We start from the raw sequence: 23923 nt of genomic DNA, 5'->3' as shown, positions 1-23923 counted from the left end.
CGAGTCGTCGACAGCGATCCCGGACCGCAGTGCAGCGCGACCACGTTCCGACGGACCTGAAGATGCCGAGGTTTACCGGACGACCAGTCGAACGGTCGGGCATGCGCGTGTTCATCGCCGGCGCGACCGGCGTGCTCGGTCGGCGGCTCGTCGACCGGTTCGCCGAGCGCGGCCACGCCGTGACGGGGCTGACGCGGAGCGCGGAGGGGGACGCGATCGTCGAGGCCCGCGGGGGCGAGCCCCACCGGGGGAACCTGTTCCACCCCGTGTCGCTCGCCCGGGGAGCCGAGGGCGCGGACGCGGTGATCCACGCGGCCACGGCCATTCCGACGGGCGTCCGGCCGAGCGAGGCCGACTGGCGGCGAAACGACCGCGTCCGACGCGAGGGGACCGAGGCGCTGACCGCCGCCGCGGCCGAGGTCGGAGCCGGCCTGTATCTGCAACAGAGCATCACGTGGGTGGCCCGCCAGCCGGACGGCTCGGCGTTCGACGAGAATTCGGTTCCCCATCCGACACGGGTGACCCAGTCGGCCCTGGACGCCGAGTACATCGCCGGACGAGCCGGCGACCGTGAGGGGTTCGACGTGGGCGTCCTCCGGTGCGGGACGTTCTACGCGCCGGACGCCGCGCACACGCGGACGACGGGCGAGAACCTCCGCAAGGGACGCCTCCCGATCCCGGGCGGCGGACCGCTCGGCCGTCGGGACGCCGCGATCTCGGTGCTCCACGTCGACGACGCCGCGCGGGCGTTCGTAGCCGCGGCGGAGGCCGGCGTCGAGGGGCTGTGGCACGTCGTCGACGACGAACCCGTCGCCGTCGCCGCGCTGCTGCGCTCGCTGGCCGAGCGGCTCGACGCGCCGTCGCCGCGTCGGCTCCCCGGCTGGCTGCTCGTCCCCGTGCTCGGACGCGAGACCGTTCGGGCGTTCACGAAGTCGGCGACGACGACGAACCGTCGGTTTCGGGAGGAAGTCGGCTGGGAGCCGGCGTACCCGACCTACCGGGAGGGGTTGGAGCAGGTCGTCGAGGCGTGGCAGGAGGAGGGGTTTCTCGTCGACGGCGTCGGGGCGGAGGCGTCCGGCTAGCGGGGCCGCCTCGCCCGCTTCTCCCGGACGTAGACGTAGGCGAAGAACGCAGGGATTCCGGGGAGGAACCCCGCCATGAACAGGGCGGTGACGCCCAGGGCCCAGGCGGGCGCGTAGGGCATCTCGTGGCGTTTCGCGTCGAAGTACACCCAGATGCCGACCGCGATCGGGAGGAGAAACACCATCAGGACGATAACGAGCTCCGGACCGGCGGGTATCGGGCCGAACAGGGGGAGCGGGGCCATACGGGGAGCTCGCTCCCACGTGTCAAACGCGTTTCGAAATCCGCAGTGATCTTTTGCCCGCGAGGCACGTAGTCGGCGGTATGCCCACGTACCACCGTCGGACGCGCGTCGACGCGCCGCTCGAAGCGGTCTGGGAGTTCCACTCGCGGGTTTCCGGTCTGGAGGCGCTCACGCCCGGCTGGATGGGGCTTTCGATAGAGCGGATCCGGGGGCCCGACGGGACGGACGACCCCGACGTGCTGGAAGCCGGGTCGCAGGTCAAGATGTCGCTGCGGCCGTTCGGCGTCGGCCCGCGGCAGCGGTGGGTGTCGCGCATCACGGAGCGTCGGCGGGAGGACGGGCGGGCCGTTTTCGAGGACGACATGGTCGGCGGCCCGTTCCGGCGGTGGGTCCACACCCACGAGTTCACGGCCGACGGCGGCGGGACGATCGTCGACGACGCGGTCGAGTACGAGCTTCCCTTCGGGGGGTGCGGTGCGGCGCTGGGACCCTTTGCCCGCGTCGGCTTCGAGCCGATGTTCCGCTACCGACACCGGCGGACGAAGGAGTTGCTCGAGGGGCGGAGCTGAGTCGAGAGCGGAGTAAAGTTGATTCGGACGGGGCGGGCGGAGACCGGAATCGAACGGAGGCGAGAGCGATCGAACGGGCAGGGAGGACGGAGAGACCAAGGGCGACGCTGAAGTGACCAGGGACGAAACCGAAGGCGGAGGAACGCGGACATATCCCTGGCCGCCGGTGTTCGGATAAAGCGGTTGCAGGCGGCCCAACCGCCGTGGGGAGGGACTGAAAGAGGCCGGGGGCTCCGGGAAGCACGCCGAAGCAAGGACCGCAGGCCGTAGGTCGAGGACCACAGCGAGGCGCGCGACCGGAGCGCCCGGGGGCTTTCGAAACCGTATCGGCAGCTCACGCGACTGAATCACGCTCGCGTCAGTTGTACAAGCGCGAACAGCGCCCTCTTGGCCGCCGCCACGGTTTTTCCCTCCGGGGTCGAATCGGGGGACATGACCCTCGACATCGGTGTGGTCGACGTCGACCACGTCGCGATCCGCGTGACCGACCTCGACCGCGCGCTCGAATTCTACCACGGCCTGCTCGGGATGGAGGTCCGAGACCGCGAGCGCTTCGAGAACGGCGAGGTCCCCTACGTCGCCGTTGTCGCCGGCGGTCGGCACCTCCACCTCGTCCCGACGGACGAGGAGTCGATCGACGTGGACGGCGAGCACGTCTGTCTGCTCCTGCGGTCGAGCGAGACGGAGACGGAAGAGGAGATAGAGCGCCTCCTGGACGGCCTCAGAGGGGCCGGCGTCGAGGTGGAGGACGGAGAGCCGTACCGGCGATACGGCGCGTACGGACGGGACTGGGCCGCCTACGTCCGCGATCCCGACGGGCGGCGGGTCGAACTCAAGCTGCACTGAGCCGCGCCGAAAGGCGTTTACGTCGAACGTCAGGCGTCGCCGGGCAGTTCGTCGGCCCCCTCGGCGGGGTCGTCGATCCGGCGGGCCGAGGCGGTGACGTAGATGCCCGCGAGGACGACCGCCCCGCCGATCACCGTCGCGGCCGTCGGCACCTCGCCGAGCAGGACGAGCGCGAGCAGGGTGCTGCCGACGGGTTCGCCGAGCAGCGAGACGCTCACGACGCTGGATTCGAGGTGCGCGAGCGCCCAGTTGATGACCGTGTGGCCGAAGAGCCCCGGTCCGACGGCCATGGCGAAAAAGAGCAGCCACTCGCGGGCGGGGTAGCCGACCAGCGCGTGCCCGCGAGCGATCGAGAGGCCGAAAAGCGCGAGCGTGCAGACGCCGTATACGACCGTCACGTACGGGAGGAGGGCGATCCGCTGCCGGAGGGAGCGCCCGGCGAGCACGTACGCGGCGGCCATGACCGCGCCGACGACCGCGAGGCCGTTGCCGTAGAGCGGCCGGGCGGCTTCGAGCGCGACGCCCGAGAGGAAGTCGCCGAGCGACATCGCGACCATGCCGACCAAGGCGACGAGGATGCCGAGGACGGTTCGGCGGGTGACTCGCTCGTCGAGGAGCGCCCACGCGCCGAGGGCGACGAAGAGCGGCTGCGACTGGACCAGCGTCACGCTGGCCGCGACGGTCGTCCAGTTCAGGCTCTCGAACCACGAGGCGAAGTGGAGCGCGAGCGCGACGCCCGCGGCCGACGCGACGGCGAGATCCCGCCCGCCGAGGCGGCGGAAGTCCCCCCGGTGACGGGCGAGCGCGACTGGCGCGACGAGCGCGGTGGTGAAGAGCACGCGGTAGAGCGCCTTGATCAGGCTCGGCGCCTCGCTCCACCGGACGAGGATAGCGCTCGTGCTCACCGCGACGATGGCGACGGCGAGCGCGGCCAGCGGCGACACCCGCGCGTCGACGGCTGAACTCACGGCCGAGCAGAGCCGGCGCGGGGGCTTACAGGTTGTGGAAGCGGTGACCGTCGAAATCCGCTGGAGCTCGTCGGCCTGGTGACTGTCGGGGTCCGCCGGGGCTCGTCGAACTGGTGATCGTCGAGATCCGTCGGAAATCGCCGAACAGGCGACCGCCGATACCCCTCCGCCGATCGTCTCAGGTTCGCGGACAGTCGTACGCGTCGTCGTCAGGGTTCGCGAGGAAGTCCCGCGCCTGATCCCGGCCGCGCCGCATGAGCGCAGCGACGAACTCCGGACTGCGGTCGAGCTTCGACGCTGGATCGAGCGACCAGTCGAGCCCCGCGCCGTCGAGTTCGAGACAGCGCAGTCGGACCGTCTTGAACGCTCCGCCTTCGCGTATCGTTCCGTCGTCCAGCCACTCGTTGACCTGGCGGATGAAGCGCAGCTCCTGGTTCAACGAGAGGTTCCCGGCCAGTTCGTTGCGGCGGTCGCCGATCTCCGCGAGCGTCGTCGGTTCGCCGGGCGCGCGCTGTGGATTGATTCGGACGATCCAGATCTCGTCGGGTTTGTTCTCGATCCCGGCGGGTCGTTCGAGAAAGTCCCTGACGGGGGGATTCTGGGAGAACAACCCGTCCCAGTGGTAGTCGCCGTCGTACGGCGAGTCCCCCTCCGATCGGGGGTCGGAGGGACTCGGATCGGAGGTCGGGTCCAGTTTGACCGCCTCGAACAGGTTCGGTACCGCCATCGACGCGAGGAGGGATTCGACGGAGACGTCCTCGTTCGAGAACGTCTTGAACGTCCCGTCGTTGACGTCGACCGCGCTGATTCTCGTCAGCACGTCTTCCGCCGTCGACCGCCGTAACCCCTCGAAGTCGATGTGGTCCCGGAGCGTTTCCTCCAGGTCCTCCACCGCCGTCTCGGTGTAGGGAACGGCGTAGGGGCTCACCTGCGGCAGTCCGATGCCGACGTCCGCCATTCGGACGCCTCGGACGAGCGCGTCGTTCTGTAACCGTTCGAACCACGTATTCGCGGACAGCGCCTTCCAGAGGCTGGTCAGGCGGGTTGCGGCCTCTCGCTCGCCGCCGTTGTGCAGCCCCGACCAGGCGGTGAGCGCACAGACCGCACCGCCCGACGCGCCGCTCATCCCCACGAGTTCGTACTCCTCGTCCGAATTCGACAGCAAGTGCTGGAGCGCGCCGCCGGTGAAGGCGGTGTGACTGCCGCCGCCCTGGCAGGCGATCGCGACTTTTCGAGGGGCGTCGTCGCTCATGTGCGCCTCCCCGACGTCGGCGCGGCCGCGGGGAGGCGACGTGAGCGCCGCGCGGTTCCGGTATCGGGCGTGGGCGATGGCACACTGGACGGTAGCGGGTTCGATCACAATAAATTCCGAGTCGGTAGACCGGGGCGCACCTGCCGTCCGGGGACCGTCACTCCTCCGCCGTCGCCTCGATCAGCGCCTTCGGAATAGAGAACGACCGGACGCCGTCGGCGTCGGTTTCGATCTCGAACAGGTCGACCGCGGCGTCGGGCGCTCCGGCGAAGCGCGCCTCGAGTTCCCGTCGCCGATCCGGCGGGACGCTCGTCCGCTCGACCCACGGTTCGTACTCGATCGGCAGGTTGGCGACGGACGACTCGCGCACCGACAGCCCGGCGTCGGCGAACCACCCGCGCCACCGCGACACCGAACGGTGGCGAACGTGCGTCGGATCCCGGAGGCGCTCGATCCCGTTGAGAAAGGTCGCCAGCCGCTCGTCCTCGGGGACGACGTTGTCCTCGAAGGCGAAGACGCCGCCGGGCGAGAGCACCCGCGCGACCTCCGCGACGAACGCCTCCGGGTCGGGGAAGTGGTGCGCCGCGATTCGGCAGGCGACGGCGTCGAACGAGTCGTCCGCGAACGGCAGCCGTTCCGCGTCCGCGACGACGCCGAGCACGCCGTCGTAGGCCGTCGCCGCGGTGTCGATCATCTCCGGGGAGATGTCGGCAGCGACGACCGTCGGGACCCCGGCGGCCGCGATCGCGCCCGCGGTGTGGCCGGCGCCGGTGGCGACGTCGAGCGCGCGGTTCGCGTCGGCGCACCACGATCCGATGCGGTCGAGGTCGTCGCCCTCCCGGTGAACCGAGCTTTCGAAGTACGCTTCGGCGGCCCGACCGAACGATTCGGCCGTCGTGCGCTTCCGAGATCGGTCGTCGCCGGCGCTACCGCGCGATCGTCCGTCGTCCGCGTGCGGTCGATCGTCCGTCGGAGGCGATCGGTCGTCGCTCATGGCGGGTCCGTCGCGGCCGAGCACCAAAGCCTCTCGCAGCGCGGCAGGCGTGGCCGGTCACACTGACCGAATACGTCCGACCGAGGGTCGCCCGCGGCGTCAGTCGGCGTACCGCGGCCGCGTCTCGTACTCGATGGGGTCCTCGACGCCGACGTTCCGGAACGCCTGCAGGCGGTACGCGCAGGAGTCGCAGGTGCCGCAGGCGGGCGCCTCGGCCCGGTAACAGCTCCACGTGTGTTCGAACGGGACGCCGAGTTCGACGCCGCGCTCCGCGATCTCGGTCTTCGAGTTCTCGACGAACGGCACCTCGACGGCGATCCGCGTTTCGGGCTTCGTGCCCACCTCGACCATCGCCTCGAACGCCTCGAAGAACTCGGGGCGGCAGTCCGGATAGCCGGCGTAGTCCTCGCTGTGCGCGCCGACGAAGACGGCCTCGCAGCCGTTTGCCTCGGCGTAGGAGACCGCCATCGAGAGGAAGTTCGCGTTCCGGAAGGGGACGTACGACGAGGGGATCTCGTCGCTTTCCAAGTCCGCGTCCTCGACCGCCATCGACTCGTCCGTGAGGCTCGACGCGCCGATGCGTGCGAGGTGATCCGTTTCGATGCGTAGGAAGTCGGCCGCGTCGAGGTCCTCGGCCAACCGTCGGGCGCACTCGTACTCCTTCGCCTCCGTCTTCTGGCCGTACGACGTGTGCAGGAAGTACAGATCGTACCCTCGCTCTCTGGCCTCGTAGGCGGTCGTCGCGCTGTCCATGCCGCCGGAGACGAGGACGACGGCGCGTTTCTTTTCTGCGTCGGTGGATTCGGTGGCGGTCACGGGTGATCGGGATCGGGTTTGATCGATTGGCGGTCGGTGGTCGGTCTACGATCGGTCGGTGGTCGGGCTTGGCCGGTCGGCAATCTGGTCGCAGGTTTCGGCACGGGTTTCAGGTTTCCGGCGCGTCGTTCCACAGGTCCACGTGCAGCCGCGGCGTGTATCTGTACCCCCGTTCGATCGCGAGGTCGGCCGCGACGTTCCGCGTCCGGGCCAGTTCCTCGCGGGTCTGCCCCTCGGGCATCAGGAGCACGTCCTCGTTCGGGACGGGAGCGCTCGCGACCTCGCGGAGGTCGGCGACGAGCGACTCGATCTCGGGCATGTCCTCCGGGCCGGTGACGACGAACTTCAGCTGCCGGTCGTAGCGGTCGACGAGCGCGGCGAGCGCGGCGAGGTCGACCCGACGGGCGTCGTGGCGCTCGGCCCACTCGCCGGCACCCAGGGGGTCCTTTTCCGGCACGGGCGTGCTGCTCGCGAGCTTCGGGCTGACGCTCGCGAGGTCGATCGGCGTGTCGGCGTCGGGGACGATCGTCCCGTTCGTCTCGACGGTCGTGTGGTACCCGAGGTCGTCGAGGCGGCGGAGGAGCGCCTCGGAGGCGTCGTGGACGAGCGGTTCGCCGCCGGTGAGGACGACGTGGTCGGCGTCGTACCCGCGCACGTCGTCGACGATCTCGGCGAGTCCCATCCAGGCGTGGGTCGGCTCCCACGACGTGTGGTACGAGTCGCAGAACCAGCAGCGGAGGTTACAGCCGCTGGTCCTGACGAACACGCTCGGGACGCCCGCGAGCTTGCCCTCGCCCTGGAGGGAGGCGAACAGCTCGTTGATCGGTAGAGCTGGACCCTCCGGGGCGCTCTCGGGACGGTCGATCTTCGAGGTGACGGGCATCGTCGGGACCTCGATCAGCGCCCGCCGCCGCAGAGCTCGCTCGTCTCGCGGACCCGCACCGAGACGTCGCTGACGGTGTCGGGCAGCGCGTCGAGCAGTTTCCGTTCGAGCACGACGCTCATCACCTCGGCCGTCGGCGGAGCGTCGAGGACGATCGCCGCGTCCTCGTCGCCGGCGGCCTCGAAGGCCTCGACGAGCGGATCGCCGCGCTCCAGGAGGAAGCGGTGGTCCCACTCGCGGAGCACGTCCGTCACGTCGCCCTTGTCGACGACCCACCCCTCAGCCGTGAGTTCGCCGACGATTCGCACCGAGATCTCGTAGTTGTGGCCGTGCGGGCGGCTGCACTTCCCGTCGTGGTGGAGCAGCCGATGGCCGGCGCTGATCCGGATGGGCCTGTCGCGTCCGATCTGGAGGACGCGCTCGCCCGCGTCGGCGAGGGTTGCACTCGGTTCCCCCTCGAATACTCCCTGAGTCATATTCGGAGATTATCGCCCGTGCATATAAACCCCAGTCGTTCGGCGGGCTGCCGGATCGTGAGCGGCGCGAGCGGCGAAGCGCACAGAGCGCGAGGAGAGCGAGAACGATGTGCGGAGAGCGACAACGGCGTGAGGAGACGACAACGGCGTGAGGAGAGCGACAACGACGTGCGGAGAACGAGAACGAGAACGAGACGAACGCCGAGAGCGGGGACCGAGGTAGCCCGGGGCGACTACCCCTCGAATCCCGCGGGGATCCCCTCGTACTCGGCGAGTTGCCGCCGCCAGGGCTCGGGAATCGGCCGCGAACTCCCCGAGTCGTCGATCGTCACCTGCGTGGTCTCTGCGGTCGCGACGACCTCCTCGCCCGCGCGGAGTTCGTACTCCATGTCGAAGCTCGATCCGCCGAGCCGCGAGACGCGCAGCGCGACGACGAGCTCGTCTTCGAGCGTGACCGATCGGCGGTAGTCGATTTCGAGGCGCGCGATGACCATGCCGAGGTCGTCCAGATCGAGGCCGAGCACGTCCGAGAAGTAGTCGATCCGAGCCTGTTCCAGATACGTGACGTAGACCGCGTTGTTCACGTGCCCCAGCAGGTCGAGATCGCCGAACCGAACCTGGATCGAAGCTTCGTACCGGTAGTCGGACATCGCCGATTCGACGGTCCGCGTTCGCTAAACGACACCGGTTCGGCGCGCGCTGCGTACCGTCCGGGAGTAGAGCGGCGATCGACGATCGATCGATGCGGCATCGGCGACGACGATCGGCCTGTGTGGTTATCGGTGACGACGGTCGAACCGAAGGTATCGGGCGATTCGAGGCGCGAACGAACCGAAGAAAATTATCGTCGGAAACGTCGAATCGGACCGCGTCGCGTCGCCTTCCGGTTCACGCGTTGTTCATCCGCTGCGTCTGCTGCGTCCCGCAGTCGACGCACTCGCTGACGCGGTACGGCTCGCGGGAGAACTCGGTGTTTCGGTCTCGATCGCTCTCGGTCACGAGGTCGATCGAGACGCGGTGTTCGGTCTCGCGGTCGCACCGGGAACACCGTTCGATCACGGTTTTCAGTTGATCTGCTGGTTCGGACATGGTTGTGACATTCCGGCTGTGGAGGCCGCGGAGGCGTCCGACCGCGTTCCGCACCGCCGTCGTTCGTCTCCGGCGACTCGCAACGTACGGCCGAGCGGGGTTCGCGTCCCGGACACCGCCGGGCGACGCACGACGGTCGTTGCGGCGCGTAGCCGCCGATCCGCGGCGGCAGATACGCGCCGCTCCCGAATCGGTCTCGGGATACGTCAGCCCGGGGTGCCCCGCCGTTGCATACTGACGGAGGAGACACAACGGAAAAGGTGCTGTCCTTGCGTACGAAAGCCGTCCGCGAACGATCGATCCCCGTCGTCCGATCGCGCTCGCGTTCGGCGATCCTCGCGTTCGATACGCGGCCGTACCCCTCGGTCGTCCGAGCGCTCGACGGGGTTAGCTGCGTATCCGGTCGCTCGTGATCCTGTGTCCCGTTTCGGCGTGGTGTTCGATGGCCAGGCGAGGGAGATCGCGACCCGGTTCGTCGCGTTCGTCGACGCCCCAGTCGCAGTCCTCGCACCGGTACTGTCTCGGTTCGTTCATCGGCCGACTTGCAGTATACCCGCGGTTCGTATACCAGTTCTCTCTGTATTTGTAAGGGTTTACGTGGGGGTGAACTTCGGGCGAGATTCCTCTTCGAAACGGCTCGACCGGTTTGCGAGCGAGTCCGCTCTCCCCATTTGGAAGGGGAACGGCACGAGACGGCCACCTACGGCGGTCCACCGCGCCGCCCTCACGTCACGAGTACCGCCCGTGGCTTTGCAGACGAGCCACACGTCACGTCGTGCAGGGACTGCCGTCTTCGGATCCGAAAAAGGCGGGGAGTCTATCCCTCGAATGACACGAGGACGAATCGTCGGAGCGGGCCGAAGAGGCGCTAACTGGCGATATCACCCCACTACCCTGTACCGCTATGTCCGCCGATCACGTGTGATTAATCGTGATCAGGTATGACAGTAGACGATTCACCGGGAGGCGGTACACGCGAGGCGCGTGAGGCGCGACTGACTCTCGTCGAGGAACACGTCCGACACGAGAACCGGCACGACCTCGACGCCGTGATGGCCACGTTCGGCGCGACGCCCGAGTACGAAGATACGCCGTGGCGCGGTCACCACACCGGCCGGGACGGCGTCCGCGCGTACTACGAGGGATTGCTACGGGCGGTGCCCGACCTGCACATCGACGTACAGCGCCGCCACGTGACCGACGAGCACGTCGTTCTGGAGGTCGTCATCAGCGGGACCCACACGGGGCCGTGGCGGGGGCTACCGGGCACTGGCCGCCGAGTGGAGTTCCCGCTGTGTGCGGTCTACTCCTTCGACGAGGAGGACAAACTCGCGGGCGAACGCATCTACTACGACCGGGCCACCGTACTCCGACAACTCGGTGTCTTCCACGAACCGGACCGCGGGCTTGGCCGGTTGCTCACGCCGCTCGCGCACCCGCTCACTATCGCGCGCGCCGTCTGGCGCACCGTTCGGGACTGAGTCGAAGCGGGGGCGACGAGACCGAGGACTCGCCGGCGACCGGCCGACGAGTGAAGTAGTCCGCTCTCCCCGATTTGAACGGGGGACAAGCCGATCTACAGTCGGCTGCTCTGCCAGGCTGAGCTAAGAGCGGTCACCGTACAGTAGTCGCCGATCGGGACTTAAAAATTCCCATTCGCGGTTTCGGCGCGGCGTTCGCGGTCCCCCTCGCTCGCGGAGCCGTCCGACGCAACCCCGAGAATCCGGTCGGCGGAGTTCCGAGAGACCGGTCGGCGGAACTCCGAGACTCCGATCGTCGGCGTTCCGAGAGCCCGTCCGACGAACCTTCGGAAGTCCGTCCGACGGGACTTTGTGGAACCCGGTCGTCCGCCGCCCCATGGGGGACGACCGACAGGCCACATTCGGCAGCGACGGGACGTTCAACCGGGACGTGCCGCCGGAGGCGACCGGCGCGAACGACTTCGGCGAGGCGAAGGGGGACGACGAGACGGACGGCGGCTACAACCGGTACGACGTGTCGAGCCTGCTGCAGAAGGCGATTCGCCGCGGGGACGAGGAGGTCGCGGCGTGGGCCGCCTGGGAGCTCGCGCGCTCCGGCTACGGCTGGAACCTCTGGGACCGGCTGAACCTCTACGTCGTCGAGGACCTCCGCGCCGGAGAGGACGCCGCGCTGCTCGTCGAGCGGTACGAGGAACTCGCGACCGAACGGTGGTCGATGGACTCCTGGAAGGGCCGGCTGTGTGCGATCCAGGCCGCCCTGACCGTCGCCCGCGCGACCGCGTCGCGGGAGGCCGCCAACGCGGACGAGTACTTCCGGAAAGTCGCCGACGTCCGCGCCGAGGCGCGCGAGCGGGGGACGGAGCCCTCGCACGATTTCCCCGTCGGCGACCTCGAACCCAGCGGCCGGTACGACGTGATCTTCGACGGGCACACCGGCGAGGGAAGCCGGATGGGTCGGGGAAAGGAGTTTTTCAAAACACGCGGTGCGAGAGTCGGCCCCGAGGGCGAGTCCGAACTCAGCGCGCGATGGCAGCGGCTGAGCATGGTCCTCGACGGGATCGACTTCTCCGAGGAGCAGATCGAGCACGCCCTGGAGCCGGTCGATCCGGACGACAGGTGGAGCGAACCGGAGCGGATGTAGAGGCTCCGCGCGCGGTGCGCGATCGGACGGTGGTGTTCGGACGGTGGCGTTCGGACGGTGGCGTTCGGGCCGCCGGTCGCTCAGTCCCAGAGTGCGTACATGTCGTCGCGGATCGCCTCGGCGTGGCGTTCGCCATCGAGCGCGACGCCGGCTTCGACCCCCCTTTCCGTGGCCTCGGCGCGGCCGATGACGGTCGCGTCGACGCCCGCGTCCGCGAGGGCGTCGAGCGCCGCGTCCGCCTCGTCATCGGGAACCGTCGCCAGCAGCGCGCCCGATCCGAGGATGCGGAGCGGATCGACGCCCATCGCCCCGCAGAGCGTCCGGGTCTCGTCGCGTACCGGCACCGCGGCGCGGTCGACGGCGATCGAGACCTCCGAGGCGCGGGCGAGTTCGATCAGGCCGGCGAGGACGCCGCCCTCGGTCGGATCGTGCATCGCCGTCGCGATCGGCCCGAGCGCCGTCGCCTCGGGTACGACGCTGATGTCGTCGAAGAACTCGACGGCGGCGGCGATCGCCTCCGGGGCGACGCCGCGCGATTCGAGGTCGTCGCGGAAGTCGGTCGCGAGCACGGCGGTCCCCTCGACGCCGGCTCCCTTCGTGAGGAGGACGGCGTCCCCCGGTTCGGCACCGGACGTGGGCACGTAGCGGTCGGTCGTCCCCATGCACGTCAGCGAGAGGAGCGGCCGCGAGAGCGCCCCGACCGCCTCGGTGTGTCCGCCGGCGACGGTGATTCCGAGCCTGTCCGCCTCTCGGTCGAGCTGCGCGGTGATCGTGTCGAGCAGATCGAGGTCGCGTTCGGGGAGGAAAACCGCGCTCACGAGCCACTCGGGGATCCCGCCGGAGGCGGCCACGTCGTTCGAGGCGATCGCGACGCCGAGCGTGCCGATCCGCTCCGCGGCGAGCGAGATCGGATCCGTGCTCACGACCAGCGTCTCGTCGCCGATCCGGACGGCGGCCGCATCCTCGCCGTAGGCCGGTCCGACGAGCAGATCGTCGTTCGGTGCACCCGTCCGCGAGAGGACGTAGCGGTCGAGGTCCGCCGGATCGAATTTGCCCGTCATGGGCGTGGTATGCCGTCCCCCGCTCTTGTGCCTTCCCGTCGACGCCGACTGTCGTCCCGTCGCGACGAGCCGTGGATTCGAAAACGATATCGGCTGACTCGGAGACGATACCGACGGACTCCGCGACGACCTCGTCTTCGTCGCCGCACCGCCAGGTAGTTGGCTACTCGCGTCGACTCGGCGCGAGCGAACCGGTATCAGCTAAATCCCCCGGTGTGTTACGGAGACGTATGCTAATGACGCCCGGACCGACCGCAGTCCCGCCGCAGGTCAGGGAAGCGATGAGCCGGGAGATGCCGAACCCGGACGTCGAGGAGGCGTTCGGCGAACGATACGCGGACGTGACCCGGAAGCTCGCCGAGGTGTACGGGACGGACGACGACCTCGTCGTCCTCGGCGGCGAGGGGATCCTGGGCCTGGAGGCGGCCGTCGCTTCGCTGATCGAGCCCGGAGACCGCGTGCTCTGTCTGTCGAACGGGCTGTACGGCGACGGCTTCGCCGACTTCGTCGAGAGCTACGGCGGCGAGGCGACGCTCGTCGGCGTCGACTACACCGAACCGCTCGACGCGACCGCCGTCGAGGAGGCGCTGGACGAGGACGGCGGTGCTGGCGGGGAGGGCGGGGACGGCGGTGCTGGCGGGGACGGCGGTACTGACCGGGACGGCGGTACAGGTGGCGGAGACGGATTCAAGGCCGCCACGATGGTCCACTGCGAGACGCCGACAGGGACGCTGAACGACCTCGGAGGGGTGCTCGAACGCCTGCGCGAGCGCGGCGTGCTCACGATCGTCGACGCCGTCTCGTCGCTCGGCGGGACGCCGGTGCCGACCGAGCACGTGGACATCGGGCTCGGGGCGTCGCAGAAGTGCTTCAGCGCGCCGCCGGGGCTGACGACCGTCTCGGTCAGCGACGCCGCCTGGGACGCCATCGAGGCGCGCGATCCGAACACGCTGTACACGAATCTCCTCCCGTGGCGCGACACGAGCGACGGCTTCCCGTACACCCACCTGACGGCGAACGTGGTCGCGCTCGACGCCGCGCTCGATCTCCTGCTCGACGAGGGGCTGGACGCCGCCTACGCCCGCCACGAGGCGGCGGCGGAGCGGTGTCGGGAACGCGGGCGCGAACTCGGACTCGACCTCTACCCCGATCCCGAGCGGAGCTCCCCGACGGTCACCGCGTTCCACGTCCCCGGTCGGGCGGCGAACCTCCAGCGACGGCTCGACGAGGAACACGACGTCGTGCTCTCGACCGGGTTGGGTGATCTCGCCGACGACATCCTCCGCGTGGGGCACATGGGGTACAACGCGGACGTGGAGAGGGTCGACCGGACGATGGACGCGCTCGGCGCGGTACTGGACGGGGAGTAGAGCGCAGACAGAAGCGTCAGCCGCTCGTAGTTGGACTTTCGCCGGTGTTGAATTGTCGCCGACGTGTTTTTGTCGTCGGGCGCGGTGCTCGGTGCTCAGTCGTCGGCCGCGCGTTCGCGCACCCGGACGCCCTTTCCGGCGAGGTGGCGCATCTGTCTCTGGGCGAAGTCCTCCTCGCTCGTGCCGTACGTCGCGAGCACGTAGACGAGCGCGCTCCCCGCGGGGCGCATGGTCCGGCCGGCGCGCTGTGCGCCCTGCCGGCGCGACCCGCCGAGACCGGAGGCGACGACGGCGAGGTCGGCGTCGGGGAGGTCGATCCCCTCGTCGCCGACGCGCGAGATGATAAGCGTCCGTCGGTCGCCCCGGCGGAACTCCTCGAACAGTCGCTCCCGGCGCGCGTGGCGCATCTCGCCGCTGACGAACGGCGCGTCGAGGACTTCCGACAGGCGGCGACCCTGGTCCAGATACTCCACGAAGACGAGCGCCTTCGCGTCCGGGTGGTCGGCGAGGATCGCCCGAACCTCGTCGAGTTTCGCGGGGTTCTCCGCGGCGAGCCGGTGCCGGTCGCGCCCGTCGGCGCTGAGAAACTCGTTTCGCGCCGTCTCGTCCCGCCAGGGGACGTACCTGATCTCGACTTCCGGCTCCTGTACGAACCCGGCTTCGAACAGCCGCGACCAGTCGGTGCCGATCGGCGGGCCGATGAGTGTGAAGATCTCCTTCTCCCGGTCGTCCTCGCGGACGGGCGTCGCCGAGAGGCCGAGCCGGTGTTTCGCCTGCAAGTCGGCGCTGCGGCGGTAGATCCGGCTCGGCACGTGGTGGACCTCGTCGTAGATGATGAGTCCCCAGCGGCGGGAGTCGAAGAGCGAACGGTGGCGATCCATACCGGCGGTCTGGTACGTGGCGATGGTGACCGGCCGGATCTCCTTTTCGCCGCCGTGGTACTCGCCGATCCGCTCCGGGGAGAGCGAGGTGTGCGCGAGGAGCTCGTCGCGCCACTGTCCCGCGAGTTCACGGCTCGGGACGAGGATCAGCGTCTCGCCGCCGACGGCCGCGAGGACGCCGATTCCGGCGACGGTCTTCCCCGCCCCCGGCGGCCCCACGAGGACGCCGGATTTCTGGTCCGCGAAGCGCTCGACCCACTCGCGCTGGTACTCCCGAAGGTCGACGCGGAGCTCGACGTCGAGCGGGTCGCCCGCGTCGAGATCGCGCTCGTCGCGGACGGGGTAGCCGGCCTCGTAGAGGATCCGCTTTATCGCCGCTTCCGCGCCGTCGACGGCCCAGCTCTCGGTGTCGGAGATGGGGCCGTGGAGGTGCTCGTGGTCGAGCTTCTGCCGGGCGACGTTGCCCATCAGGCTCTCGCTCGCGGCTTCGAGGACCGTGTAACCGTCTTCGTGCGTGCGCAGGGTGAACTGGTTCGCGCGCCGCCACTGGTCTTCGATCCACGCTTCGAGGTGGGGCGACCGCCGGGGGAGGACCGCTCGCACGCTCGCGAGGAGGCCGTCGAGGTCGTCGAACGGTGCCTGCCAGACGTCCTCCCGTCTGATTTTGTAGAGGTACCCGCCCGCGCCCTCCGTCCGCGTCCCCGCGCCCGGCGTGCCGGTCGAGTCGACGAGGTGGGCGAACTGCGACAGCTGCGCGCGGGTGTACTGCGTCGGCTGATCGACCACGATCTCGCGGCGCTCGGGGAAGAGGATGACCCGTTCGCGCGCGGCGATCTCGTCCCACTCGGTCGGGTACCAGACGACCGGATCGGTCTCGACGTCGACCCGCCGGACCGTCCCTTCGCGCGCCAGCCGCTCGAGCGCCTCGGCCGCGCTCGCCTGCGAGTAGCCGAGCCGTCGCGCGACCTCTTGAGCGGTCACGACCGGTCGACCCTCGGACTCGATAGCGTCGTAGAACGAATCGATCGTGACGGTCGGCTCCGCCCGCTCGCCGTCGTCGCTCGGATCGTCGGCCGTACCGTCCTTCGGGCCATCGACCGCGTCGTCATTCGGGCCATCGACCGCGTCGTCATTCGGACCATCGACCGCGTCGTCATTCGGACTGTCAGCCGCGTCGTCACTCGGACCGTCGATCGCGTCGTCATCCGGACTGTCGATCGCGTCGTCGTTCGAACCGGCGGCCGCGTCGTCTCGCGGATCGGCGGTCGCGTCGTCCGCGAAGTCGTCCGCGGGATCGTCCCCCTCGTCGGTCATCGGTCGCGGTAGCGTCGCCAGCGGCAAACGGGTTGCGACATCCGCGGACGAAGATCGAGGATGGAGGTGGAGGAGGGGAAAGACATGGAGGTGGAGGAGGGGAAAGACGCGGAAGATCGGCGCGGAAGTTTCGAAAGTCGACGCGGAGTGTGAGCGTGGACTTCCCGTGAATTCATCCGGACGGCAGCTCGCGCGGCCGGTCCTGCGAGAGCCGACGGTACGCGCGTTCGATCTCGTCGGCGTCGACGCAGCCGGGGAGTTCCTCGAGCGTCCGGAACGCGTCGATGTAGACGTACTCGACGGGGTCGCGGGTCGTTTCCTCGAACACCTGCACCGGTCCGTCGTCGCCGATCGCGATGAACATCCGCCCTTCGGGGTCGATCTGCGGGGTGACGCCGTGCTGCATGTACAGTCCGACGGTGAAGAGCGCTCCCGCGAGGTTCGCCGGCCCGGCGGTCAGTTGCCACGTCACGTCGCGGTCCTCGTACTCCACGGTCGCGACGTAGCCGTCGGCGAAGCGAAAGCACTCGATCGACTCCGAACCCCGCCGCCACCGCGCCTCGCCGCGCGCGATCCACGCCCGTTCCCACGCCCGGTTCGTCGATCGATCGCGTAGGGGGGCCGTTACGCGGGCGGATGCGGCCCTGAGCGGGGTCGTTATCGCGGATAGTGCTCGTGCGATACACCGGCGCGTTCGCGTCCACGCGCGATTGAACGCCGGCGTTCTCATGGTCGGCCTCCGTTCGGGTCTCCGTTCACTGTGGGTTCGCCTCCGTAGAGCGATCGTGCTCGTGGTCGTGAGGATTCGTGCTCGTAGCGAGCGCGTTCCGAGCGACAACGAAATTACGCACCCGAGCGAGTTATAGTTCAGCCTTTCCAAATACGCGTTATCGAACGGTACAGTCTCCGCTACGGGTAAATACGTATTTTCTATTGGTCGTTCGATCGGTCGAACGCGCGGCCAGTGACTCGACGCTGAGAGACGGCGGACGAGCTCCAACGACGTTTTGTAGGAGATTCGGGTTACCGTCGCATCGACGTTACATCACCGTTACATCACCGTCACACCACCGTTACATCACCGTCACACCACCGTCACACCACCGTCACACCACCGTCACACCACCGTCACATCACCATTACATCGACGTCAGATCGGCGGGTTCGCGGCACCGGCGACCGCAGAGTTCGGCCTTCGAACGGAACCGACGACCGCAATCGTTGCACTCGACGCAGCCGGCCCCCGCTTCGGTCGTGATGCGGTGGTTCCCGACTTCGAACGGACGGTCGACGGTGCGCGGTCGGATGAGCGAGGGAATCTGCTCGTCGCGGTGCGCGCTCAGGTCGGAGCGAAGCTGTATCGTGTGAACGTCGTTCTCCGTCCAACGCGGCGACGACAGCGCCGCCGGCCACGATTCGACCTCGGTCCAGCCGGTGACAACCACCGGCGACGGGGTTTCGGTATCGCCGACGACGACGGTGAACCTGATCCCGTCCTCGACGAACGAAAATCGCCAGCCGTCGGAACTGTTCCAGCGGATCTGGCCGCGTTTGATGGCCTCGCTCACGATCGGAAGCGAGACGTACCGTCCCTGTTGTCGCAGACGGCGACGAAAGTGGTCCGTTAGAGCGTAGGCGCCCGGATCGCGAACGGGCGGGTCCCACAGAGTTCGTTGCGAACGGACGGTCGATCCTCCCGCGCTTTGACTTCCGTGTCTCGACGCCACTGAACGCGGCTACGATCCGGAAGTTTATGCCGTTTGCGGCGGTGTAAGCGCGACGGAGCGCCGCTTTTCGGACGGTGGTTTTCGGACGGTGGTTTTCGGACGGTGGTAATGCGCCGAGTCACACCGAATTTCCGGTGAAGTTCCTTGGCTCGATAGGCGTGAGACGGTCGAACGAGGGCGGCCAGAGATTCCGTGTCGAACACACCGCGTTTCCGGTGAAATGCGAGACAGTCAGAACGACGGAACGATTTCGGCGCATCCGACGGACGGACACTACGTTTCCGATGGACGCCCCGCGGTGGAGGCGGTTCCGCCGTAACGGGAGTTGGGGCGACAGCGGGGGAGAGTGAGATGAGAGCGGAAATAGGATGAGAGTCAAAAATAGAACGATAGCGGAAAGGGGGGCGGCAGCGGAAAGTGGGACGGCAGCGGAAAGTAGGGGCAGCGCGAGTTGTGACGACGGGAACGCCGGCGGAGACACCGCGTTTCCGGTGAACGCTTCCGACGCCGCCGCTGGCTTCCGCAGTCTGAAAGCCGCCTTCAACCGGGCGGTCGTCGCCGTGCAGTCGGTCGGTTCTGATCCCTATCGAGCTTCTCGCCCCCGCCGGTTGGCCGTTCGCGTACTCCGATTACCGCCTTCCGTTCCTCATCGGCGGGGCTTCCCCGGAGGATGCAGGATGTGAAAGGGGTCGGTTCGGCCGCGGAGTGAACAGCGCAATCGATTCGGAGAAGTTCGACCTCCATCCCCCGCGCGGTGCCCTACCACACCACGTTTCCGGTGAATCGAACGGTCGAACCGTGATCAGGGAGGAGAGTCGGCGGGGGTCGCCCGCGACTTCACGGACGGCGGCCGACGCCGAAATCTACCGATTCAGCGGAATTCAGTCATACACTGGAATTCGGCCATCGTTCGCGCTGAGACACCGCGTTTCCGGTGAAACGGAGGCGGAAGGGCGGGGAACGCGGAGAGTCAAAATACGAGGAACGGGTAGCGGTACGGAGAGACACACCACGTTTCCGATGAAAGGGGAGGCCGAAACGGGAAACTAAAACAAGGAACCGAAACGGGGAGCCGAGGCTATCAACGAAGGTCCGTCACGGGTGTAGTGGCGGAGCTACTTTCAAAAGGTTTAAACATAGAACTCGTGAATAGTTCACCAAGTTCTTCGCAAAAATTGAAACGAGAGCTTCGCTCAAGGCCGCAGTCGAAAGCGCCCATCGTTTCCTCCGTCCTCCTACAGTCGTTTTCGGCCCGGCGTAACGTACCGTGACGCCTTCGTTGTTCCTCGTTTACGTCTCCGTCAGCTCTCTTTACGCCTCCGTCAGCTCTCTTTACGCCTCCGTCAGCTCTCTTTACGCCTCCGTCAGCTCTCTCCACGTCTCCGTCAGCTCTCGCTCACGCCTCCGTCGTTCCCTCATCGTCTTCAGCGCCCCCGTCGTCGCCTTCTTTCTCGTCGTCCGTCTACCACCGGAGGACATTCGAACAGTTGCGACGCGCTCGCGAGAAAGAGCGCACACCGCGTTTCCGGTGAATCAGAACCCCCCGTTTCAACTGGACCGCTATCCACCGTTCACGCGTTTCACCGGAAACCCGGTGTGTCTGTCCCGACTAAAAGGACAACTCATTTCACCGGAAACGTGGTGTGGCTTGGTATGTTGGACACAGGGGACGATCTCTTCACCAGAGACGACCCGATCTTCGCTAACAAGGAGCTCCTGGAGATCAGCCACCTTCCGGGGGAGGGGCGCATCGTCGGCCGCGACGACGAGATTTCGAACCTCGCCAACGCGGTCAACCCCGCCATCTTCGGTCAGAGTCCGAGTAACGTTCTCATCTACGGGAAGACCGGAACCGGAAAGTCCCTCTGTGCGAAGTACGTCTCCCAGCGGCTCGTCGAAACCGCCGGCGACGAGGGCGTCAACGCGACGTTCGCCTACGTCGACTGCGCGCAGGACACGACCGAGACCCAGGCGGTGCAGACGATCGCCGACAGCGTCAACGACGTCGACGCGACCGGTATCAAAGTTCCGGACAAGGGCCTCAGCACGTCGACGTACTACAAGCGACTCTGGCGGATCCTCGACGCGCAGTTCGACGTGGTCCTCATCCTCCTCGACGAGATCGACAAGCTCGACGACGACGACATCCTGATGCAGCTCTCCCGCGCGGGCGAGGCGGGGAAGATCGAACAGTGCAAACTGGGGGTCATCGGCATCAGCAACAAGATCCAGTACAAGGATCGGATGGACGAACGGGTCAAGAGCAGCCTCTGCGAGCGGGAGTTCGTCTTCCCGCCGTACGACGCGAACCAGCTCCGAGACATCATGGAGGCGCGGAGCGACGCGTTCCGCGACGGCGTGCTCGACCCGTCGACGATCCCCCGCGCGGCCGCGCTCGCCGCGCGGGAACACGGCGACGCGCGCAAAGCCATCGACATCCTCCGGTACGCCGGCGAAATCGCCCAGTCGAAGGGCGCCCCGACGGTCAAAGAGGAGTTCGTCACGCAGGCGCGCGAGCGCGCGGAGACTGATCGCTTCCGCGAACTCATCCGCGGCTCCACGCCCCACTCCCGGTACGTCCTCCAGGCGCTCGCCCTCCTTTCCCTCTCGAACCAGCGCAAGGACGGGTTCCGGACGAGCCGAGTGTACGAGATCTACGAGAGCATCTGCCGGCAGGAAGGTTCGGACAGCCTCTCGCTGCGCCGAGTTCGAGATCTCCTCAAAGAACACGCGTTCCTCGACATCATCGAACAATCGAAGCACAGCGGCGGCAGTGCCGAGGGAAGCTACACGAAACACCAACTGCTGGAGGATCCTGAAGTCGTCAAGGAAGTTCTGACCGAGAGCACGTGAGCGCTCGCGCGTTCTTCGCGGCGGGCGAGCTCTCTTTTCGGGCACCGGGTGCGAAAATCTCGCGCTGTCCGACGTCCGGGGCACTCCACGACGTCGAACCACGACGTAGAAAACGGTGAGAGGGCCGAAGCGGATGGGGTACGGAGGCACGATTCGGTCGTGCTGCATTCGAGTCCAGGCGCAGGGATGACTTATAATTTTTCACTCCCTATCGTGACCGAAACAATCACGAGTGATCCATCCCGTCACACTACCGAATTGGCCAAGATCGTCCGGCTCACCCACGGTTCGTTCGTCTCAGCGCTGATCTCAGTGCCCAGCGCCGGTTTCAGTGCCGGGCGGTCACGTCGGCGCGTTCGAGCGAGCGCGCGCGCTCGCGGTACTCGGCGTACACCTCCGTCGAGAGGTCCCAGAGGGCGTCGCCGGTCCCGTCGACGCTCGCGATGAGATTGCCGTGCTCGTCGTACGCGCCGACGAACGCGCGCCCGTCTATCAGCGCCAAGCCGAAGTCGATCTCGTCCGGCGAGAGGAGGAGTTCAAACTGGGGGAGATCAAACGCCTTCGCGAGAGCGTCCGGATACCTCGCCTCCGAGGCGTTCAGCACCGCCTCGTCGATGATGAGCTCCATGCTCGTCTCCGGTCCGATCACTGCCTCCGCCGCCTCGTTGAACACGCGGCTCACGATCGGCGCCATTCCCCGGAACGACGTCACGGGCGAGTCGCCGAGAACGGTGAGGTAGCGGTCTATCGGCGCGTGGGGATTGTCCGCGGTCGCGGTCGTAACGGTCAGATCGACGAGCGACTCCGGCCGTAGCCTCCGCGCGATTTCCCCGCCGTGTGCGAGAAACTGCTGGAACCGGCTCGTGTCGGTCACCGTGGAGGCGAGCCGTTCGTAGTCTTCGAAGACCATCCGTCCCGCCGGCGTGGCTCGGTATCGCCCGTTCGCTTTCTCGACCCACCCGCGCTCGACGAACCCTCGCAGCGTTCGCTGGGCGGTTTCCCTGGCACACGAGCATCGTTCGCCCAGATCGGTGGGTCGGAACTCGGCCTCGTTCACCGCCCGCAAAATCTCTATCCGACTTTCCGAACCGACGAGAAAAGCGATGTCCTCTCGTGCGCTCATCGAACCTCCATTGCGGACGCCGATACATCACCATTTTGGACTTCCCGCGGCCCGTTTGGTCGCGCCCGCACCGCGAATAGCGTCGCCCTTCGACACTCCCTCGACAGCGTCTCCCCGTTTCAGCCGAGCAGTCCGAGGTTCTGGATCCGCTCGACGATCTGTTCGACCGCCGTCGTCGCGTCGTCGGTGCGTTTCCCACCGGTAATCACGATTTTCCCGCTGCCGAACAACAGAATGACCACTTCGGGGGCGTCCATTCGATAGACGAGCCCCGGGAACTGCTCCGGCTCGTACTCGACGTCTTCGAGCCCGAGGCCGATCGCCAGCGCGTTCAGGTTGAGGTTGTGCCCCAGGTCCGCGCTGGAGACGATGTTCTGGACCGTGATCTCGGGGTCGTCCTCGACCGGGATGCTCAGATCGCGAAGCTTGTCGAAGATGATTCCGAGGGCGTCGTGAACGTCCTCGATGCTCTTTGCTCCCGTGCAGACGATCTTCCCGGATCGGAAGATCAACGCCGCCGCCTTCGGATTCTGGGTTCGGTAAACCAGTCCGGGAAAGTTGTCCGGGTTGAAGTCCGCGCCGGGGAGGTCGTCGGCGAGCGCTTCCAAGTCGAGCTCCTGTCCGATCCCCGTCGATGCCACCACGTTCTGAATTTCGATAGAGTCTGCTGGCGAGGTCATTGTTCGCTCTCTTTTCCTCACCCTTGGCTTATAAACGGACACGTTATAAAGTGACGTGGCCGCGCGTACGCGTAGAAAATACCAGCGACTGACGTTCGTCCACGAGCCGAAGCTCACCCCCGACATCGGCGGCGGCCCGGTTCTCTCGGGCCCCTCTTGCGCGTTTTCGTTCTCTCCCTGCTTTCCCGGACGTCTCTCTTCTCTTCTTTCCCCTCCCTTTCGCTTTCCTTTCCCTTCTCTCGTCCCTCCTCTCACCGCCTCTCTCACCGTCTCTCTCGCCGACTACCTGGGAACCGATAGACGTGCCCGGCGAACAGTCACCGGGTTCCGTTACTGGTACTCTGTTGAACACTTTTCAGATTATCGCGGATGAGGTGGCAATCCGTAGCACACGCCCCCGATTTCTCAATGATTTTTCGGATATCGGGCGATATCAGTGCTATTAAGTACTACAGACCACTCGGTAGAAATGCGTAAGACGCAGCGTGGATGTGGGTCGCTCAACTCGACCCATATTCGCGGACGGTGCGGGATCCACTCCCGCGGCGGAAGCGAATCAACGGGTTTATACCCGAACGTCGCTTCCGTTCACGTCCGAAGAAGACGTGGGTCGTTCGATTCGATCCACACTCGGACCTCTTCGCCCCGTCGGGGGCGAGGCGACACGCACTTCGACGGGTTTAAGGCCCCGACTGTGCTACGCTAGGGTCCGAAGGACATGAGGATTCCACCCCTGCGGTCCGCCGTACAGATGGAATCTGACGTTAGCCCTGATAGTTCGGTGACACCCGGTCGACCGACGACCGCGTCGCCGAACACGGACCATGCAATGCTATGGTGACCTGTCGCCGCACACGGCGACAGTTCCCGCCACGCCCCCTGAGCTCCCAACCGGGAGCCCAGGACCATTCCGGTTGATCCTGCCGGAGGCCATTGCTATTGGGATCCGATTTAGCCATGCTAGTTGCACGAGTTCAGACTCGTGGCGAATAGCTCCGTAACACGTGGCCAAACTACCCTACGGAGAGGCATAACCTCGGGAAACTGAGGCTAATACCTCATAACGTTCCCA

At 67.1% G+C, this 23923-nt stretch carries 23 protein-coding genes, 1 tRNA gene and 1 rRNA gene; 8 read left to right on the top strand and 17 right to left on the bottom strand.

Annotation, left to right across the window (positions count from 1 at the left end; translation table 11 throughout):
* The first annotated feature begins 101 nt into the window (after positions 1 to 101).
* The gene (locus CNO20_RS16365; protein ID WP_101297201.1) at positions 102 to 1082 is read left to right on the top strand and encodes an NAD-dependent epimerase/dehydratase family protein; all 981 of its coding nucleotides are present in this window, start codon (positions 102 to 104) and stop codon (positions 1080 to 1082) included.
* Here the strand turns inward: CNO20_RS16365 and CNO20_RS16360 are convergent.
* The gene (locus tag CNO20_RS16360; protein ID WP_101297200.1) at positions 1079 to 1327 is read right to left on the bottom strand and encodes a hypothetical protein; all 249 of its coding nucleotides are present in this window, start codon (positions 1325 to 1327) and stop codon (positions 1079 to 1081) included. The two genes, CNO20_RS16365 and CNO20_RS16360, sit on opposite strands and share 4 nt — an antisense overlap.
* A gap of 80 nt (positions 1328 to 1407) precedes the next feature.
* Between CNO20_RS16360 and CNO20_RS16355 the strand changes: the two genes are divergently transcribed.
* Both CNO20_RS16355 and CNO20_RS16350 read left to right on the top strand, forming a co-directional pair.
* The gene (locus tag CNO20_RS16355; protein WP_101297199.1) at positions 1408 to 1896 is read left to right on the top strand and encodes an SRPBCC family protein; all 489 of its coding nucleotides are present in this window, start codon (positions 1408 to 1410) and stop codon (positions 1894 to 1896) included.
* Between the two features lie 432 nt (positions 1897 to 2328).
* The gene (locus CNO20_RS16350; protein ID WP_101297198.1) at positions 2329 to 2742 is read left to right on the top strand and encodes a VOC family protein; all 414 of its coding nucleotides are present in this window, start codon (positions 2329 to 2331) and stop codon (positions 2740 to 2742) included.
* A gap of 29 nt (positions 2743 to 2771) precedes the next feature.
* Here CNO20_RS16350 and CNO20_RS16345 read toward each other — a convergent pair whose 3' ends face one another.
* From CNO20_RS16345 to CNO20_RS23085, 9 genes are all read right to left on the bottom strand, one after another.
* Positions 2772 to 3710 (bottom strand): DMT family transporter, encoded by a 939-nt coding sequence (locus CNO20_RS16345; RefSeq protein WP_101297197.1) that lies wholly within the window; start codon positions 3708 to 3710, stop codon positions 2772 to 2774.
* 178 nt (positions 3711 to 3888) lie between these two features.
* Positions 3889 to 4962 carry a patatin-like phospholipase family protein gene (locus CNO20_RS16340; RefSeq protein ID WP_101297541.1) on the bottom strand — a complete coding sequence of 358 codons (1074 nt, stop codon included), beginning with the start codon at positions 4960 to 4962 and terminating at the stop codon, positions 3889 to 3891.
* Between the two features lie 157 nt (positions 4963 to 5119).
* Positions 5120 to 5956: a class I SAM-dependent methyltransferase gene (locus tag CNO20_RS16335; protein WP_101297196.1), complete on the bottom strand. Its 837-nt coding sequence runs from the start codon at positions 5954 to 5956 to the stop codon at positions 5120 to 5122.
* Between the two features lie 99 nt (positions 5957 to 6055).
* Positions 6056 to 6709 carry a 7-cyano-7-deazaguanine synthase QueC gene (gene queC, locus CNO20_RS16330; protein ID WP_101297540.1) on the bottom strand — a complete coding sequence of 218 codons (654 nt, stop codon included), beginning with the start codon at positions 6707 to 6709 and terminating at the stop codon, positions 6056 to 6058.
* A 172-nt stretch (positions 6710 to 6881) separates the two neighbouring features.
* The gene (locus CNO20_RS16325; protein ID WP_101297195.1) at positions 6882 to 7655 is read right to left on the bottom strand and encodes a 7-carboxy-7-deazaguanine synthase QueE; all 774 of its coding nucleotides are present in this window, start codon (positions 7653 to 7655) and stop codon (positions 6882 to 6884) included.
* Between the two features lie 14 nt (positions 7656 to 7669).
* Complete coding sequence (locus CNO20_RS16320) at positions 7670 to 8131, bottom strand: 6-pyruvoyl trahydropterin synthase family protein (protein WP_101297194.1); 462 nt, start codon at positions 8129 to 8131, stop codon at positions 7670 to 7672.
* Between the two features lie 233 nt (positions 8132 to 8364).
* On the bottom strand, positions 8365 to 8781 hold the full coding sequence (locus CNO20_RS16315; RefSeq protein WP_101297193.1) for an acyl-CoA thioesterase: 417 nt from the start codon (positions 8779 to 8781) through the stop codon (positions 8365 to 8367).
* A 238-nt stretch (positions 8782 to 9019) separates the two neighbouring features.
* Positions 9020 to 9220 carry a DUF7835 family putative zinc beta-ribbon protein gene (locus tag CNO20_RS16310; protein ID WP_101297538.1) on the bottom strand — a complete coding sequence of 67 codons (201 nt, stop codon included), beginning with the start codon at positions 9218 to 9220 and terminating at the stop codon, positions 9020 to 9022.
* Between the two features lie 387 nt (positions 9221 to 9607).
* A complete protein-coding gene (locus tag CNO20_RS23085) occupies positions 9608 to 9754 on the bottom strand; it encodes a hypothetical protein (protein WP_158237437.1) in 147 nt (48 codons plus the stop codon).
* 407 nt (positions 9755 to 10161) lie between these two features.
* Between CNO20_RS23085 and CNO20_RS16305 the strand changes: the two genes are divergently transcribed.
* Positions 10162 to 10701: an ester cyclase gene (locus CNO20_RS16305; protein WP_101297192.1), complete on the top strand. Its 540-nt coding sequence runs from the start codon at positions 10162 to 10164 to the stop codon at positions 10699 to 10701.
* A gap of 59 nt (positions 10702 to 10760) precedes the next feature.
* On the opposite strand, the gene CNO20_RS16300 is transcribed toward CNO20_RS16305, so the two are convergent.
* A tRNA-Tyr gene (locus CNO20_RS16300) sits at positions 10761 to 10834 on the bottom strand.
* 243 nt (positions 10835 to 11077) lie between these two features.
* Here CNO20_RS16300 and CNO20_RS16295 point away from each other — a divergent pair.
* Positions 11078 to 11842, top strand: a complete 765-nt coding sequence (locus CNO20_RS16295; RefSeq protein WP_101297191.1) for a hypothetical protein — start codon at positions 11078 to 11080, stop codon at positions 11840 to 11842.
* Positions 11843 to 11922: 80 nt separating this feature from the next.
* Here the strand turns inward: CNO20_RS16295 and CNO20_RS16290 are convergent, their stop codons facing one another.
* The gene (locus CNO20_RS16290) at positions 11923 to 12903 is read right to left on the bottom strand and encodes an AIR synthase family protein (RefSeq protein WP_101297190.1); all 981 of its coding nucleotides are present in this window, start codon (positions 12901 to 12903) and stop codon (positions 11923 to 11925) included.
* A gap of 230 nt (positions 12904 to 13133) precedes the next feature.
* Here CNO20_RS16290 and CNO20_RS16285 point away from each other — a divergent pair, with 230 nt between their 5' ends.
* Positions 13134 to 14273: a pyridoxal-phosphate-dependent aminotransferase family protein gene (locus CNO20_RS16285; protein WP_101297189.1), complete on the top strand. Its 1140-nt coding sequence runs from the start codon at positions 13134 to 13136 to the stop codon at positions 14271 to 14273.
* Positions 14274 to 14368: 95 nt separating this feature from the next.
* Here CNO20_RS16285 and CNO20_RS16280 read toward each other — a convergent pair whose 3' ends face one another.
* The 3 genes from CNO20_RS16280 to CNO20_RS16270 all read right to left on the bottom strand — a co-directional run bounded on the left by CNO20_RS16280 (position 14369) and on the right by CNO20_RS16270 (position 18036).
* A complete protein-coding gene (locus CNO20_RS16280) occupies positions 14369 to 16468 on the bottom strand; it encodes a DEAD/DEAH box helicase family protein (RefSeq protein WP_101297188.1) in 2100 nt (699 codons plus the stop codon).
* 172 nt (positions 16469 to 16640) lie between these two features.
* A complete protein-coding gene (locus tag CNO20_RS16275; protein WP_233204234.1) occupies positions 16641 to 16961 on the bottom strand; it encodes a hypothetical protein in 321 nt (106 codons plus the stop codon).
* Positions 16962 to 17607: 646 nt separating this feature from the next.
* Positions 17608 to 18036, bottom strand: coding sequence for a hypothetical protein (locus tag CNO20_RS16270; RefSeq protein WP_233204233.1), 429 nt, complete (start codon positions 18034 to 18036; stop codon positions 17608 to 17610).
* 1812 nt (positions 18037 to 19848) lie between these two features.
* On the opposite strand from CNO20_RS16270, the gene CNO20_RS16265 reads away from it, so the two are divergent.
* A complete protein-coding gene (locus tag CNO20_RS16265; RefSeq protein WP_101297187.1) occupies positions 19849 to 21048 on the top strand; it encodes a Cdc6/Cdc18 family protein in 1200 nt (399 codons plus the stop codon).
* A 328-nt stretch (positions 21049 to 21376) separates the two neighbouring features.
* Here the strand turns inward: CNO20_RS16265 and CNO20_RS16260 are convergent, their stop codons facing one another.
* Entirely contained in the window at positions 21377 to 22171 is a 795-nt protein-coding gene (locus CNO20_RS16260; protein WP_101297186.1) for a helix-turn-helix transcriptional regulator, read from the bottom strand.
* A gap of 119 nt (positions 22172 to 22290) precedes the next feature.
* Positions 22291 to 22851: a TATA-box-binding protein gene (locus tag CNO20_RS16255; RefSeq protein WP_101297185.1), complete on the bottom strand. Its 561-nt coding sequence runs from the start codon at positions 22849 to 22851 to the stop codon at positions 22291 to 22293.
* Positions 22852 to 23758: 907 nt separating this feature from the next.
* Between CNO20_RS16255 and CNO20_RS16250 the strand changes: the two genes are divergently transcribed.
* Positions 23759 to 23923, top strand: a 16S ribosomal RNA gene (locus CNO20_RS16250); the annotation flags it as partial.

Origin of the sequence: Halegenticoccus soli, from assembly GCF_002844195.1 — an archaeon.
GTDB classification, from domain to species: Archaea; Halobacteriota; Halobacteria; order Halobacteriales; family Haloferacaceae; genus Halegenticoccus; species Halegenticoccus soli.
The sequence above is the reverse complement of the archived record's forward strand: the minus strand, read 5'-3'. Positions and strand labels throughout refer to the sequence as shown.

Excerpts from the sequence above, each read along its gene's own strand:
- CNO20_RS16315 (WP_101297193.1), bottom strand. The coding sequence starts at position 8,781 with ATGTCCGACTACCGGTACGAAGCTTCGATCCAGGTTCGGTTCGGCGAT.
- CNO20_RS16305 (WP_101297192.1), top strand. The coding sequence starts at position 10,162 with ATGACAGTAGACGATTCACCGGGAGGCGGTACACGCGAGGCGCGTGAG.
- CNO20_RS16260 (WP_101297186.1), bottom strand. The coding sequence starts at position 22,171 with ATGAGCGCACGAGAGGACATCGCTTTTCTCGTCGGTTCGGAAAGTCGG.
- queC (WP_101297540.1), bottom strand. The coding sequence starts at position 6,709 with ATGGACAGCGCGACGACCGCCTACGAGGCCAGAGAGCGAGGGTACGAT.
- CNO20_RS16295 (WP_101297191.1), top strand. The coding sequence starts at position 11,078 with ATGGGGGACGACCGACAGGCCACATTCGGCAGCGACGGGACGTTCAAC.
- CNO20_RS16320 (WP_101297194.1), bottom strand. The coding sequence starts at position 8,131 with ATGACTCAGGGAGTATTCGAGGGGGAACCGAGTGCAACCCTCGCCGAC.
- CNO20_RS16365 (WP_101297201.1), top strand. The coding sequence starts at position 102 with ATGCGCGTGTTCATCGCCGGCGCGACCGGCGTGCTCGGTCGGCGGCTC.
- CNO20_RS16355 (WP_101297199.1), top strand. The coding sequence starts at position 1,408 with ATGCCCACGTACCACCGTCGGACGCGCGTCGACGCGCCGCTCGAAGCG.
- CNO20_RS16280 (WP_101297188.1), bottom strand. The coding sequence starts at position 16,468 with ATGACCGACGAGGGGGACGATCCCGCGGACGACTTCGCGGACGACGCG.
- CNO20_RS16335 (WP_101297196.1), bottom strand. The coding sequence starts at position 5,956 with ATGAGCGACGACCGATCGCCTCCGACGGACGATCGACCGCACGCGGAC.
- CNO20_RS16265 (WP_101297187.1), top strand. The coding sequence starts at position 19,849 with ATGTTGGACACAGGGGACGATCTCTTCACCAGAGACGACCCGATCTTC.
- CNO20_RS16285 (WP_101297189.1), top strand. The coding sequence starts at position 13,134 with ATGCTAATGACGCCCGGACCGACCGCAGTCCCGCCGCAGGTCAGGGAA.
- CNO20_RS16310 (WP_101297538.1), bottom strand. The coding sequence starts at position 9,220 with ATGTCCGAACCAGCAGATCAACTGAAAACCGTGATCGAACGGTGTTCC.
- CNO20_RS16290 (WP_101297190.1), bottom strand. The coding sequence starts at position 12,903 with ATGACGGGCAAATTCGATCCGGCGGACCTCGACCGCTACGTCCTCTCG.
- CNO20_RS23085 (WP_158237437.1), bottom strand. The coding sequence starts at position 9,754 with ATGAACGAACCGAGACAGTACCGGTGCGAGGACTGCGACTGGGGCGTC.
- CNO20_RS16340 (WP_101297541.1), bottom strand. The coding sequence starts at position 4,962 with ATGAGCGACGACGCCCCTCGAAAAGTCGCGATCGCCTGCCAGGGCGGC.
- CNO20_RS16360 (WP_101297200.1), bottom strand. The coding sequence starts at position 1,327 with ATGGCCCCGCTCCCCCTGTTCGGCCCGATACCCGCCGGTCCGGAGCTC.
- CNO20_RS16350 (WP_101297198.1), top strand. The coding sequence starts at position 2,329 with ATGACCCTCGACATCGGTGTGGTCGACGTCGACCACGTCGCGATCCGC.
- CNO20_RS16325 (WP_101297195.1), bottom strand. The coding sequence starts at position 7,655 with ATGCCCGTCACCTCGAAGATCGACCGTCCCGAGAGCGCCCCGGAGGGT.
- CNO20_RS16255 (WP_101297185.1), bottom strand. The coding sequence starts at position 22,851 with ATGACCTCGCCAGCAGACTCTATCGAAATTCAGAACGTGGTGGCATCG.